This is a genomic window from Belliella buryatensis (genome assembly GCF_900188245.1).
In the GTDB taxonomy this organism is placed as follows: Bacteria; Bacteroidota; Bacteroidia; order Cytophagales; family Cyclobacteriaceae; genus Belliella; species Belliella buryatensis.
Genome location: NZ_FZOK01000002.1, coordinates 188,835 through 200,205 on the forward strand (window position 1 = coordinate 188,835; position 11,371 = coordinate 200,205).

Annotated in this window: 14 protein-coding genes; 8 read left to right on the forward strand and 6 right to left on the reverse strand. The window is 38.7% G+C overall.

The window, feature by feature from the left end; translation table 11 throughout:
• The first annotated feature begins 2 nt into the window (after window positions 1-2).
• Entirely contained in the window at window positions 3-545 is a 543-nt protein-coding gene (locus tag CHB66_RS02780) for a hypothetical protein (RefSeq protein WP_089237747.1), read from the forward strand.
• Window positions 546-580: 35 nt separating this feature from the next.
• Here the strand turns inward: CHB66_RS02780 and CHB66_RS02785 are convergent, their stop codons facing one another.
• Complete coding sequence (locus tag CHB66_RS02785; RefSeq protein ID WP_089237749.1) at window positions 581-1,423, reverse strand: lysophospholipid acyltransferase family protein; 843 nt, start codon at window positions 1,421-1,423, stop codon at window positions 581-583.
• Window positions 1,424-1,753: 330 nt separating this feature from the next.
• Here CHB66_RS02785 and CHB66_RS02790 point away from each other — a divergent pair, with 330 nt between their 5' ends.
• The 4 genes from CHB66_RS02790 to nadD are packed head-to-tail and all read left to right on the forward strand — an operon-like array spanning window position 1,754 to window position 3,816.
• The gene (locus CHB66_RS02790; protein ID WP_076500088.1) at window positions 1,754-2,347 is read left to right on the forward strand and encodes a sigma-70 family RNA polymerase sigma factor; all 594 of its coding nucleotides are present in this window, start codon (window positions 1,754-1,756) and stop codon (window positions 2,345-2,347) included.
• 49 nt (window positions 2,348-2,396) lie between these two features.
• On the forward strand, window positions 2,397-2,669 hold the full coding sequence (locus tag CHB66_RS02795) for an anti-sigma factor (RefSeq protein WP_089237751.1): 273 nt from the start codon (window positions 2,397-2,399) through the stop codon (window positions 2,667-2,669).
• A 5-nt stretch (window positions 2,670-2,674) separates the two neighbouring features.
• Complete coding sequence (gene gmk, locus CHB66_RS02800; protein WP_089237753.1) at window positions 2,675-3,247, forward strand: guanylate kinase; 573 nt, start codon at window positions 2,675-2,677, stop codon at window positions 3,245-3,247.
• A 2-nt stretch (window positions 3,248-3,249) separates the two neighbouring features.
• A complete protein-coding gene (gene nadD / locus CHB66_RS02805; protein ID WP_089237755.1) occupies window positions 3,250-3,816 on the forward strand; it encodes a nicotinate (nicotinamide) nucleotide adenylyltransferase in 567 nt (188 codons plus the stop codon).
• 198 nt (window positions 3,817-4,014) lie between these two features.
• Here the strand turns inward: nadD and CHB66_RS02810 are convergent, their stop codons facing one another.
• Window positions 4,015-4,626, reverse strand: a complete 612-nt coding sequence (locus tag CHB66_RS02810; protein WP_089237757.1) for an RNA polymerase sigma factor — start codon at window positions 4,624-4,626, stop codon at window positions 4,015-4,017.
• Window positions 4,617-5,753, reverse strand: a complete 1,137-nt coding sequence (locus CHB66_RS02815; protein WP_089237759.1) for a glycosyltransferase — start codon at window positions 5,751-5,753, stop codon at window positions 4,617-4,619. The genes CHB66_RS02810 and CHB66_RS02815 overlap by 10 nt, the downstream gene beginning before the upstream one ends.
• A 134-nt stretch (window positions 5,754-5,887) precedes the next feature.
• Here CHB66_RS02815 and tgt point away from each other — a divergent pair, with 134 nt between their 5' ends.
• The 3 genes from tgt to CHB66_RS02830 are packed head-to-tail and all read left to right on the forward strand — an operon-like array spanning window position 5,888 to window position 9,015.
• On the forward strand, window positions 5,888-7,018 hold the full coding sequence (gene tgt, locus CHB66_RS02820) for a tRNA guanosine(34) transglycosylase Tgt (RefSeq protein ID WP_089237761.1): 1,131 nt from the start codon (window positions 5,888-5,890) through the stop codon (window positions 7,016-7,018).
• A complete protein-coding gene (locus CHB66_RS02825; RefSeq protein WP_089237763.1) occupies window positions 7,019-8,092 on the forward strand; it encodes an LptF/LptG family permease in 1,074 nt (357 codons plus the stop codon). It begins immediately after the preceding gene.
• Between the two features lie 2 nt (window positions 8,093-8,094).
• On the forward strand, window positions 8,095-9,015 hold the full coding sequence (locus tag CHB66_RS02830; RefSeq protein WP_089237766.1) for a DMT family transporter: 921 nt from the start codon (window positions 8,095-8,097) through the stop codon (window positions 9,013-9,015).
• A gap of 174 nt (window positions 9,016-9,189) precedes the next feature.
• Here the strand turns inward: CHB66_RS02830 and CHB66_RS02835 are convergent, their stop codons facing one another.
• The 3 genes from CHB66_RS02835 to ispE form a co-directional block, all read right to left on the reverse strand.
• Window positions 9,190-9,612 (reverse strand): type II toxin-antitoxin system VapC family toxin, encoded by a 423-nt coding sequence (locus CHB66_RS02835; protein WP_089237768.1) that lies wholly within the window; start codon window positions 9,610-9,612, stop codon window positions 9,190-9,192.
• On the reverse strand, window positions 9,593-9,838 hold the full coding sequence (locus tag CHB66_RS02840) for a ribbon-helix-helix protein, CopG family (protein WP_089237770.1): 246 nt from the start codon (window positions 9,836-9,838) through the stop codon (window positions 9,593-9,595). The genes CHB66_RS02835 and CHB66_RS02840 overlap by 20 nt, the downstream gene beginning before the upstream one ends.
• Before the next feature lie 502 nt (window positions 9,839-10,340).
• Window positions 10,341-11,147 (reverse strand): 4-(cytidine 5'-diphospho)-2-C-methyl-D-erythritol kinase, encoded by an 807-nt coding sequence (ispE, locus tag CHB66_RS02850; RefSeq protein WP_089237774.1) that lies wholly within the window; start codon window positions 11,145-11,147, stop codon window positions 10,341-10,343.
• Window positions 11,148-11,371 lie beyond the last annotated feature (224 nt).

Here is an 11,371-nt window from a genome sequence, read left to right on the forward strand (position 1 = left end):
AAATGATAGCAAGAATTCATCAGCTTATGAAATCTCTTTTTCTTGTAATGATTTTGATATTCATGCTTAGTTCCTGTTCAGATGGGCCTCCCAAAACGATAGAATTTCCTGAGGGTTTAGAGCAGATTTATGTTGGTGAGGAAAGTAAAGATCTTTGTCTTGAATGTGAAAAGAAATTAGTGGCTTATTTTAGTTTGGAATCAGGTAGATCTATCAGTTATTTTCAAATGACTTCAAAGAACTGGAAAAGTTTAAAGGAAAATTATAATGACCTTCCCGTTATTTTTGTTTTTGGTGGTGAAGACCCAAATGGAAAATGGGATAAGAGCTATTTATTAAGACTTCTAAAAAGTGTGGATTTCCCTTATCCTGTGCTATATGATCCAAAAGATGAATTTTATGAAACCAATAATCTTCAAAACTCAACAGAGGAATTGAAAGACATTCATGTTTTTTTTGTTGAAAATAACATGATCCATTCTAAACCAGAGCCAGGTGTTCCAGAATTGTTCTCGAAGCAAGTAAAGGGTTTCTTGGATAATTAATCTAAAATAGAACGCGGACTGCGTGTCATAGAATATCAGCGACTGACTTTCCAGCGGTTGTGACTCCAAAGATAAAGATCTGGACTTTTGCGGATACTTTGCTCTGTTCGGCGGATAAATTCATCTGTGATGCTATGTTCCGCTGCATGATCATAAGGAGGACTGTCCATTAGGCTGTAAGTGAAGATATAATGGCCGCGTTTGGGTTTGCGCACTTCAGAATAAATGACCGTATGCCCAAAGCGCTTGGCAAGCTTCTCTGCACCTTCAAAGAAAATCGTTTCTCTATTCATAAAAGGTGACCAATAACGGATTTCAGCTTTTGTTGGTCTTTGGTCTGCAGCTAGGACAATCAAACGTGGGGTATTCCTGTTTCTCAAGTATTCCCGCTGAAAAGTTGCCCGTTCTACCAGCATTCCACCAAATCTACTTCGGATGGTTTTCATCAGTTTTTCGAAAAAAGGACTGTTTACTTTGAGGTACACTACCTCGCATTGCGTACTGACATTGGCCATCATGTGGAGCAAATGCATCTCCCAGTTGAAGAAATGCCCTGTCATACCTACCACAATTTCACCTTTTGCGACTAAATCTAATGGGATGTGAGCATTTTCGATTTGAACTCTTCTCGCCAACTCCTCTTTTGATATGGTGTACATCTTGATGATTTCAGCAAAAGAATCTGTCAGATTTCTGAAAAATTTCCGCTCAATTTCCAATCGCTCAGCTACTGATTTTTCTGGAAAAGCATGTAGCAGATTTTCCCTGATCACCTTTTTCCTATACCAAATCCCATAATATCCTATCAGGTATAACAAATCTGAAAACAAGTAAAGGATGCTTAAAGGAAGGTAAGAAATAAGTTTGATTATGAACATTACATGTTTGATCTAGAGGGTGAAGGTTAAAGTTAGGCTTTACAAATGACAAACGAAATCATGCTTATTATATGTCAACTGACGACGGTCCACAGTACTTTGGAAGTAACAAAGAGGGTTAGCTTTAATCGTTATTTGAGTAGAAAATGAACTCAGTGTAGAACTAGTCTTTTTTCATTTACAAATATCTAAAATAGTAGCAATGTAAAAACTTTTACTACCTGATTTCTCAATTCTGTGGGTCTTTGACTGTCGACTGTGGACAGAGTGAAAATCACTTTTTTCAAAAAAATTAGCTATAATTTACCCCATTGCTTACTTTTGAGTCTTATGTCTGAAGTGCAGCGAAAAAAATATACCGAGCAGGAAAAAAATAGGATCTTCGATGAGGAGTTTATGCCTCATATAGATTCCATGTACAATTTTGGCTACAGGCTTACCTTTGATGAGGATGATGCCAAAGACCTTGTGCAGGACACCTACCTAAAAGCCTACCGCTTCATCAATTCCTTTGAGCAGGGTACCAATGCCAAGGCTTGGTTGTTCAGGATTTTGAAAAATAGCTTTATCAACGATTACCGCAAGAAGAGTAAGCAGCCCGCCAAGGTAGATTATCAAGAGGTGGAAACTTATTACAACTCTGAGGATGTTGACTATAAGATGACCTCAGATCTTCGCGTAGATTCCTTGAAGGATATGCTAGGGGACGAGATTTCCAATGCACTGAATAGCCTAGCGGTAGATTTTCGTACAGTGATTATTTTATGTGATTTGGAAGGCTTCACTTATGAGGAAATGGCCAAGATTCTTGATATCCCAATTGGGACTGTGAGATCTAGGTTACACAGAGCAAGGAACTTATTGAAAGACAAGTTGCGTTCTTATGCGCAAAATATGGGATATAAAACAGACGAGGAAGAATAGATTTTCCTTTATAAAAATATTAGTAAAGATTACCCTAGATTAAATTACAATGGAAAATAATTTGGAAGGTTCAGGAGAAAGGAAGCTGCAATGCTCTGATGTGAGTAAGTGCTTTCAATTGCTGGAAAGCATCCTAGATGGAGCAAATATTCCGGACTCACAGGAAATTCTTAAATCAAAATTGGCAAAATGTCAACCTTGTTTTGAGCATTTTCATCTCGAACAGGCGATCAAAGAAGTGCTTAAGAATAAATGCACCAAGCACGAGGTTCCCTCCGAACTGGTAGCGAATATCCGCCAAAAGATCGAAGAGATAAAGTAAGCAATATGTCATCAGGAAAAGCAATTATTTTTTCAGCTCCTTCAGGTTCAGGTAAGACGACCATCGTCCGACATTTAATCAGCAAATTTCCAAATTTGGGGTTTTCTATTTCTGCTTGTACTAGGGACAAGCGGGGGAGAGCCGAGCAAAACGGGAAAGATTATTACTTCCTCAGCCCCGAGGAATTCAAAAGTAAAATAGATCAAGACGCATTTATAGAGTGGGAAGAAGTCTATGAGGGCAACTTCTACGGCACATTGAAAGAAGAAATCCAACGTATCTGGGACTCCGGCAGACATGTGATATTCGATGTGGATGTCAAAGGTGGACTCAATCTTAAAAAATATTTCGGCGATCAGGCTTTAGCCATATTTGTCAAAGTTCCTTCCATGGATGTGTTGACAGAGAGATTGAAGGATAGAGGGACTGAGTCCGAGGAGAGTCTATCACGTAGGCTATACAAAGCAAAATTCGAGATGGGCTTTGAGAATAAATTTGATGTGACCATTGTCAATGATGACATGCAAAAGTCTTTTGCAGAAGCAGAGAAAATGGTGGGTGAATTCTTAGCAAAATAACTTTGAAAATCGGGCTTTTTTTCGGATCTTATAATCCTATTCACATTGGGCACTTGATTATCGCCAATGTGATGCAGGATCAGACTGATTTGGATGAGGTGTGGTTTGTGGTCAGTCCTCAGAATCCTTTCAAAGCTAGAAAAACATTACTTCATGAACATGATCGGCTAAAGATGGTAGAGCTCGCCATCGCCGATCATTTCTTTTTTCGGGCTAGCGATGTGGAGTTCCACATGCCCAAGCCAAGTTATACGATCGACACACTCACTTATCTCTCTGCTCAACATCCACAGCACGACTTCAAATTGATTGTAGGAGGTGATAATCTGACACATTTTCATAAGTGGAAAAATCACGAACAGATACTGGAGCACTATGGGCTCTATGTGTATCCTAGGCCTGGGGAATCTCCTAGTATTGAGCATCCCAATGTGAGGTTTGTAGCAGCGCCATTGATGGATATCTCGGCGACATTTATCCGTGACTCTATCAAGTCAAACCAATCCGTTCGCTACCTGCTTCATGAAAAAGTGGAGGAGTATATTAGGGATAAGAAGCTTTATTTTTGAAATTACAGTTTTGTGATAGAACAGGGAACTTGTAGCGATCCCTTTCGGGATGATGCGGGTTCAACGGATAGTCGCACGTAATAAAATCAGTTTAAATTATCCCAATCAGCATTTTCTTTATTCAATCAAGAAAATCCAAAAAGCCTTAATTCAAGCAGAAAGCGCTAAAATACCCAAGCTTTCTAATTTTCCAACTTCCTAAATATGCTTCTCCTTACCAGATGCAATCTCAAAAAGCAATTCTCTAGACCTGTGCAATTGGGCTTTTACAGTACCTAGGGGTTTGTCAAGTTCTTGCGCAATCTCGTCATAGGATAACTCTTGAAAGTAGCGAAGCTCTACCAATTTGCGGTATTTGGCAGGTAACTTATCGACGAATACACGCACCATCTCGATTCTTTGTGACTTGATAAACTCGTCCTGTGGATTATTCTCATCATCCTCCACATCAATAGTCACAGAGTTGCCACCATCATCACTGAGTGTAGTATTCAGACTCATGGTTTTGAGCTTCTTCTTTCTGATAAAATCAATGGTATTGTTCGTGGCGATTCTAAAAAGCCAGGTGCTGAAAGTATAGTCTTTCTTGAATTTATGGAGGTTTTTGAAAGCTTTGGCAAAGGCTTCCATCGTGAGGTCTTCTGCATCGTCTGCATCGCGAATCATTTTCAGGATCATGAAGTACACCGCTTTTTTATAGCGCTTCATCAATGCAGCATAGGCTTGCTGATCTTTCTGATCTACGGCTTGATCGATCAGATCAAAGTCCTCTAATGCCTTGTTTGAAAAACCTCTTGAATTTACTTCCATCTAACTGTTTTTGAACGGTACCCTAATGTGCCTATGATCCAAAAATACCCCAGATATATGACATCAGAAAATATTGGCCAATACACTTTGCCTATTCCTTGCAATTTTCTCCTTGCCGATGTAAATATCCAAGTGAGCATCAATGATCTCACGGTAATTATACCAATAATCCCTCCAAAATGTTCCCATTTTTCTGCTAGACCTAAAAAAATCAATAAACATAATCCAGTGATCCAAAATAAGAGATGGGAAAGGGTGTAAAGTCCGATTTTTTGTTTGTCTTTTTCGCGATAATATTTACCAGCATGAAAATGCCTCTTTTTCTGCACAAAGTAATTCTTCCAAGTGCTTTTTGGTTTGGATAGGGTGATGCTTTCTGGTGCGATGACCACTGCTGTGTTTTTGCCGTTCGCATATTTATTGATAAAAAGGTCATCATCTCCACAGTCAATTTGCCAAAGATCTTTAAAAGCTTTTTTTTCCATAAAGAATCCCCGTCTATAACAAAGGTTTCTCCCTACTCCCATAAAAGGCGCTTTCCATAGTGCAAAGGAAAAATAAAGTAGCGCTGTCCAAAGGGTCTCGAACTGAATCCATTGATTCAAGATCCCTCTGTCCTTCTCGTATGGCGCATAACCCAGCGCAAAGGTTTTGCCCTCTTCCCTTACAGGGGCTGTCATCAATTTGATCCACTGATCAGTTTGCGGAATACAGTCTGCATCAGTGAGGAGAAGTACATCATTTTTGGCTACTTTGATACCCAATGTAAGCGCATATTTCTTCGAAGTCACATGATCTGGCGTGTACTTGATAGTCACCGTACGCAACTGAGGATACTGTGCCATCATCTTTTCCAAAAGTACCCTTGTCCCGTCGAAAGAACGATCATTGATCACCATGACATCGTAGTTAGGGTAATCCTGTGAGCAGAGTATGGGGATCAGTTTTTTGAGGTTTTCTTTTTCATTATGTGCAGCTACTACTACTGTGACACCTTCCGCTTTTGTAATCGGTGCGGATACATTTTTGTATTTGTAAAGTGCTAATCTGCTAAAAATAAAGAGGATATAGATCAATTGAACTGCTAAGGCAGCTAAAAATATTATCCACAAAATCTCGTTGACCATTCTGAAAGGTTTTGAAGGGCAAATATAAAAGCAAAATCAGCATTCAATTCAAGAATAAGCTTATATTTTTGTGGGCGGATTGATCAAGTGATAACAATATCCGTATATTGAATTCTGAGTGCTGAAAATTAAAGATGAAATTTATACTTGAACATACAGACCCTCAATCTAAGGCGAGGGCTGGAGTCGTGAAAACTGATCATGGGGATATTGAAACCCCTATTTTTATGCCTGTAGGGACTGCTGGGTCAGTCAAAGCTGTACATCAGCGGGAATTGACCTATGATGTGAAAGCACAGATTATATTAGGTAATACCTATCACCTTTATCTCCGTCCAGGATTGGATGTGTTAGAAAAGGCTGGTGGCTTGCACAAGTTCAATGGCTGGTCTAAGCCAATCTTGACAGATAGTGGGGGCTATCAGGTTTTTTCTTTAGCAGGAACTAGAAAGATCACAGAAGAAGGGGTGTTGTTCAAGTCACATATTGATGGATCTAAACATATTTTTTCTCCTGAAGGAGTGATGGACATTCAGCGAACTATTGGTGCGGATATCATCATGGCTTTTGATGAATGTACGCCCTATCCTTGCGAGTTTGGCTACGCCAGAAATTCCATGGAAATGACACATCGCTGGTTGAAGCGCTGCATTGAGAGATTTGATAGTACTGAGGGCAAGTATGGATACAGTCAAACTTTGTTTCCAATTGTTCAGGGGTCGGTTTACAAAGACCTGAGAAAACAATCAGCAGAGTTCATTGCCTCTTGTGAAAGAGAAGGAAACGCCATAGGAGGACTTTCAGTAGGTGAGCCTGCAGAGATGATGTATGAAATGACTGAAATGGTTACAGATATCCTTCCCAAAGACAAGCCGAGATATTTGATGGGTGTGGGGACACCTGCCAATATTTTGGAATGCATCGCATTAGGAGTCGATATGTTTGACTGCGTCATGCCCACCCGTAATGCTCGAAATGGCATGCTTTTCACTTCTGAGGGTATCATCAACATCAGAAATGAGAAATGGAAGGATGATTTCAGCCCTATAGACCTAGGTATCAATTCTTATGTCAGCAGTTTTTATTCTAAAGCATATTTGAGACATTTGACTATTTCTAAGGAGATTCTTGCCGCACAGATTGCCAGTATTCATAACTTAGCCTTTTACCTTTGGCTAGTAGGTCAGGCGAGGGAAAAAATCAAAAGTGGTGAATTTGCCGCTTGGAAAGATCAGATGGTCAAAAAAGTAAGTACAAGGCTGTAAATGAAACTATTGGATAAACTCATCATCAAGGACTTTCTCAAAACCTATTTCTTTGTGGTTTTGATGCTGATTCTTATTGTCTTGGTCTTGGACTTTACTGAGAAAAATGATGCTTTTATCCGAAACAAAGTACCAGCCTCTCAAATACTGAAGTACATGGCCAATTATGGACTGTACCTCAACAACCTACTTACTCCCATTACAGTATTTATCTCGGTAATCTTCATCACCTCTAAGATGGCAGGTAGAACGGAAATCGTTGCGATACTGAGTTCTGGAACATCCTTTATCAGAATGCTTTTGCCGTTTTTTGTAGGAGCCACATTGATCGGGGCAGCTTCTTTCTTACTCAATGGTTGGGTACTCCCAGGAGCAACAGCTGGAGTAACCGAGTTTAAGACTCGCTATTTAGAAGAGACAAAATTTTACAATGAATCCAATATCCATATCAAAGTAGCTCCAGATGTTTACGCATATATTTCTAGATACTATCCTTCTGGAAATATGGGGTACAATTTCACGCTTGAGCAAATCAGAGATGGAGAATTGGTAGCCAAGCTTTCTGCTGACAGGATTGTATGGGATACTGCAATCAATTCGTGGACAGCCAAAAATTGGAAGATGCGTGTGCTTCATGAGAGAGGGGAGCACTACACCACAGGGGATAATTTAGACACACTGTTGTCTATTAGGCCAGATGATTTTGACTTACCTTCCAATCATCACGAGACACTGACCTTACCAGAGTTAGGGAAGCAAATTCGCATCTTGGAAGATAGGGGTGCTGATAATGTGAATTATTATAGAATCGAGCGCTATGTCCGGTATATGTCTCCATTTGCTGCTGTAATTCTGACGTTTATAGGAGTGATTCTTTCATCCAAAAAGACCAGAGGTGGCTCTGGTTTTCAGATTGCACTAGGTTTTATGTTGGCCTTTGTATACATCATTTTGTTTTTGCTGTCTCGTACTTTTGCAGAAGCCGGTACGACTTATCCGATTTTAGCGATTTGGTTGCCTAATGTCATTTTTGCAGTCACCGGTTTGGTTTTATATAAAACAGTACCTCGATAGACATGCTAGAAAATTCCACAATCAAGGATTATCTGATGCTTCATTTCATCGTGGTGATTTGGGGGTTTACGGCCATTTTGGGATTGCTGATCAGTATGCCATCAGTAGAAATCGTCTTTTATAGAACTTTGCTGGCAAGTGGATTTCTAGGCTTGGTTTTTTTAGTAAAAAAGCAAAAAATCAAGCTCTCCAATCAAGAACTTGTTAAAGTCATCGGAACAGGCTTTTTGATCAGCTTGCATTGGATTTTGTTTTTCTGGGCAGCTCAGGTTTCGACCGCTTCGGTATGTCTTGCAGGTATGGCAACCACCTCGCTTTGGACAGCTTTTATAGAGCCGATGGTCAATAAATCCAAAATCAAGTGGTTCGAAATTCTGCTTGGCTTGATGGTGATATCAGGGCTATATGTGGTATTCAGCTTTGAGGGTGGTTACTGGCTAGGACTAAGTATGGCGGTGGCTTCGGCATTGATTGCAGCGATCTTTACAGTGATCAATGGCAGGCTGACCAAGAGGCATTCGCCTTATGTTTTGACATTTTACGAAATGCTGGGAGCTTGCATATTTTCAGTTTTATTTATGCCCTTTTATGCTGCTTTTTTCACAGAAGGAGCGGGGCTGCAGTTGATTCCACAAGGTTGGGATTGGTTTTGGCTGTTTCTTTTGGGTGGTGTTTGTACAGTTTATGCTTTTTCAGTTTCTGTAGAATTGATGCGTCGATTGACAGCTTTTGCCATTAACCTTACCGTAAACCTAGAGCCTGTTTATGGCATTGTGCTAGCAGTTTTGATTTTTGGAGAAAAGGAACAGATGACTCCAGGGTTTTATCTGGGGACATTGATTATTTTGATTTCAGTTTTATTGTATCCAGTTTTCAATTATTTCAATAGGATAAGACATGTGAAAAGGGTTTTGGGGGTGTGAATTAAAAATTAGGATAGCACATAGGGCCTGTCCCGATCAATTTTTGGGATGACGCAGATGACTCGGATTTATTTTAAAGCTTTTGCCAGTTTCTTCTTTGTCCAGAAATATAATTGTAGGAGAAATAAGAAATCAGGAGGGATTCATTTTTTTAAAGCTTGGTAATATTAAAGTTTAAGTCAAATTTTCAAAAAATATATTTTGTAAATATTTATTTCGGATATCTTTATAAATGTAAAAATCAGAATCGATACTAATGATTTTATCTACCGAGAGAGATTCTGCAGCTACCATTAAACTAGCATCAGCCAAGTCCATGGGAACATCTGAGTATTTCTTTGTAAATGTTATAATCTGTTCTATACTCTCAGAGGTAAGTGAAACTAAATTCAGCCCTCCTCTTTTGATCCATTCTAATAAATTTAACTGTGCTTTTATGCTAAAATCCAACATGTGACTTGCTTCGGTAATGACAGGCCAAGTTGTCCAAAGGTTACAATTTTGCTTTTCTAAAAATTTAAGGATCTGAATATGGTATTGATCTCTTTTGTTGAATAGTGCAATAAGTGGTCCTGCGTCAATGAGAATGCTTTGCATTTAGTTTTTGTTTTAACTTCTCTTTGTAATTGTTTGAAAGATCAATATCGCCCGCACCAACACCAAATAAGTCTTTGCCCAATTCATAAGACGATAAAGTGGCAGCATGTTTTTCCAAATACATGGCCAAAGCATCTTTGACTATCCTCGATTTGGATAGTCCTTGTTTCTTGCTTTCAAACTCAAGTTTCTCCTCAAGTTCTTTATCAATCCGTACGTTCAACATTGCTTAAATCATTTTGTAATACTAATGTAATACAAATTTACATTAATGTCAACATATTATATATCTAGGAACGCTGACGAGCTGAACCTATTCAAATCGAGATTAAGCCGATTTTCACAGATTGAAAAATTAAATGGGGTTTGACGAGTATTCTACGCTTCAACTTTCGGCTTGATTTTAAAATCATCCTTTGGAGTTAATTCATAGATTACTCAAGTTTGAACTTAATTAGATTAGGCTCTCTATCAGCTGTGACTCCATATAGGATTTTATTGGTTTCATCGACCGTTATACCTTTTAGTTCATAGTCTAATTGATATTGTTTCATGATTTTTCCATTAAAATCAAACTCAAACACTTTATTCAAATTGGTTTCTTCATGTCTTTTACTATACGGTTTTCCAAAATAGAGCAAGAAAAATGAGTCTGACCCCACATAAAAATACAAATTATATTTATAAAACATAAATATAGATTTGTCATGAATTATTGATGAACTTTTCTACATCACTCCCTCAAACACAAAATAACCTTCCTTCCAATTTCCCTTTTCAGGCTTTTCCTCAAACAATCCAAACACAGTCGAGCCTGAGCCTGACATCGCAGCATAAAATGCACCCATTTCATACAGTTGTGATTTGATCGAATCTATTTCTGGGTATCGGGGGAAGACGCTAGCTTCAAAGTCGTTGATCAATTCATCCTTCCATCGACTTCGGTCTGTAAGTGCTGCTTTCAGATCCACGGCGGGGGCGGTTGGGGTTACGCCTGCATAAGCTTCTTTGGTTCCAATATGGATTTGTGGATTGATCAATAGCAGGTACGTACCTTTGAGGTCAAGGTCTATAGGTTCTAGGATCTCTCCTCTTCCAGTCGCGATTTTTGGAGTATTCTCTATAAAAAATGGACAATCACTCCCCAACTGCGCAGCGTAATCTTCCAAGAACCAATCTTCTAAATGAAGGTCAAAGAGATTGTTCATCAGTTTCAGTGCAAAAGCGGCGTCAGCTGATCCTCCTCCAAGTCCGGCGCCCATTGGGATATTTTTATGAAGGTGAATGTTGATATGAGGTAGTTCATTGAAGTCTTTTCGAAAAAGCTTCAAGGCCTTCATGATCAAATTGTCCTTATCAGAGCCAGGAATTGGTAGCCCGGTACTCGTAAAAATAGTTTTTTTATCCAAGATGATTTCAAGTGCATCATAAAGCGGAATAGGAACCATACAGGTCTCAATATCGTGATAACCATCTTTTCTTTTGGCTGTGATATGCAAGCCAAGATTGATTTTAGCATTTGGGAAACTGATCATGGGCCGAAATTAAAAATTCCTGATCAAAATTAACTCATTCTGAAAAAAACCATTGTTTTTGAATCCCAAACAATATAAAATTCTGAAAACGCTTATTTTTTCTTTTTAATAAAACATGCATTTTATTGATTAATAGCTGCTTAATAAATTTTATCATTATAAAAAAATCAACAATATGATCCTTTTATTACTGATTATGAAAAATCAGAATTTATTTAAAAATT

Excerpts from the sequence above, each read along its gene's own strand:
- CHB66_RS02780 (WP_089237747.1), top strand. The coding sequence starts at position 3 with ATGATAGCAAGAATTCATCAGCTTATGAAATCTCTTTTTCTTGTAATG.
- CHB66_RS02785 (WP_089237749.1), bottom strand. The coding sequence starts at position 1,423 with ATGTTCATAATCAAACTTATTTCTTACCTTCCTTTAAGCATCCTTTAC.
- CHB66_RS02790 (WP_076500088.1), top strand. The coding sequence starts at position 1,754 with ATGTCTGAAGTGCAGCGAAAAAAATATACCGAGCAGGAAAAAAATAGG.
- CHB66_RS02795 (WP_089237751.1), top strand. The coding sequence starts at position 2,397 with ATGGAAAATAATTTGGAAGGTTCAGGAGAAAGGAAGCTGCAATGCTCT.
- gmk (WP_089237753.1), top strand. The coding sequence starts at position 2,675 with ATGTCATCAGGAAAAGCAATTATTTTTTCAGCTCCTTCAGGTTCAGGT.
- CHB66_RS02810 (WP_089237757.1), bottom strand. The coding sequence starts at position 4,626 with ATGGAAGTAAATTCAAGAGGTTTTTCAAACAAGGCATTAGAGGACTTT.
- CHB66_RS02815 (WP_089237759.1), bottom strand. The coding sequence starts at position 5,753 with ATGGTCAACGAGATTTTGTGGATAATATTTTTAGCTGCCTTAGCAGTT.
- tgt (WP_089237761.1), top strand. The coding sequence starts at position 5,888 with ATGAAATTTATACTTGAACATACAGACCCTCAATCTAAGGCGAGGGCT.
- CHB66_RS02825 (WP_089237763.1), top strand. The coding sequence starts at position 7,019 with ATGAAACTATTGGATAAACTCATCATCAAGGACTTTCTCAAAACCTAT.
- CHB66_RS02830 (WP_089237766.1), top strand. The coding sequence starts at position 8,095 with ATGCTAGAAAATTCCACAATCAAGGATTATCTGATGCTTCATTTCATC.
- CHB66_RS02835 (WP_089237768.1), bottom strand. The coding sequence starts at position 9,612 with ATGCAAAGCATTCTCATTGACGCAGGACCACTTATTGCACTATTCAAC.
- CHB66_RS02840 (WP_089237770.1), bottom strand. The coding sequence starts at position 9,838 with ATGTTGAACGTACGGATTGATAAAGAACTTGAGGAGAAACTTGAGTTT.
- ispE (WP_089237774.1), bottom strand. The coding sequence starts at position 11,147 with ATGATCAGTTTCCCAAATGCTAAAATCAATCTTGGCTTGCATATCACA.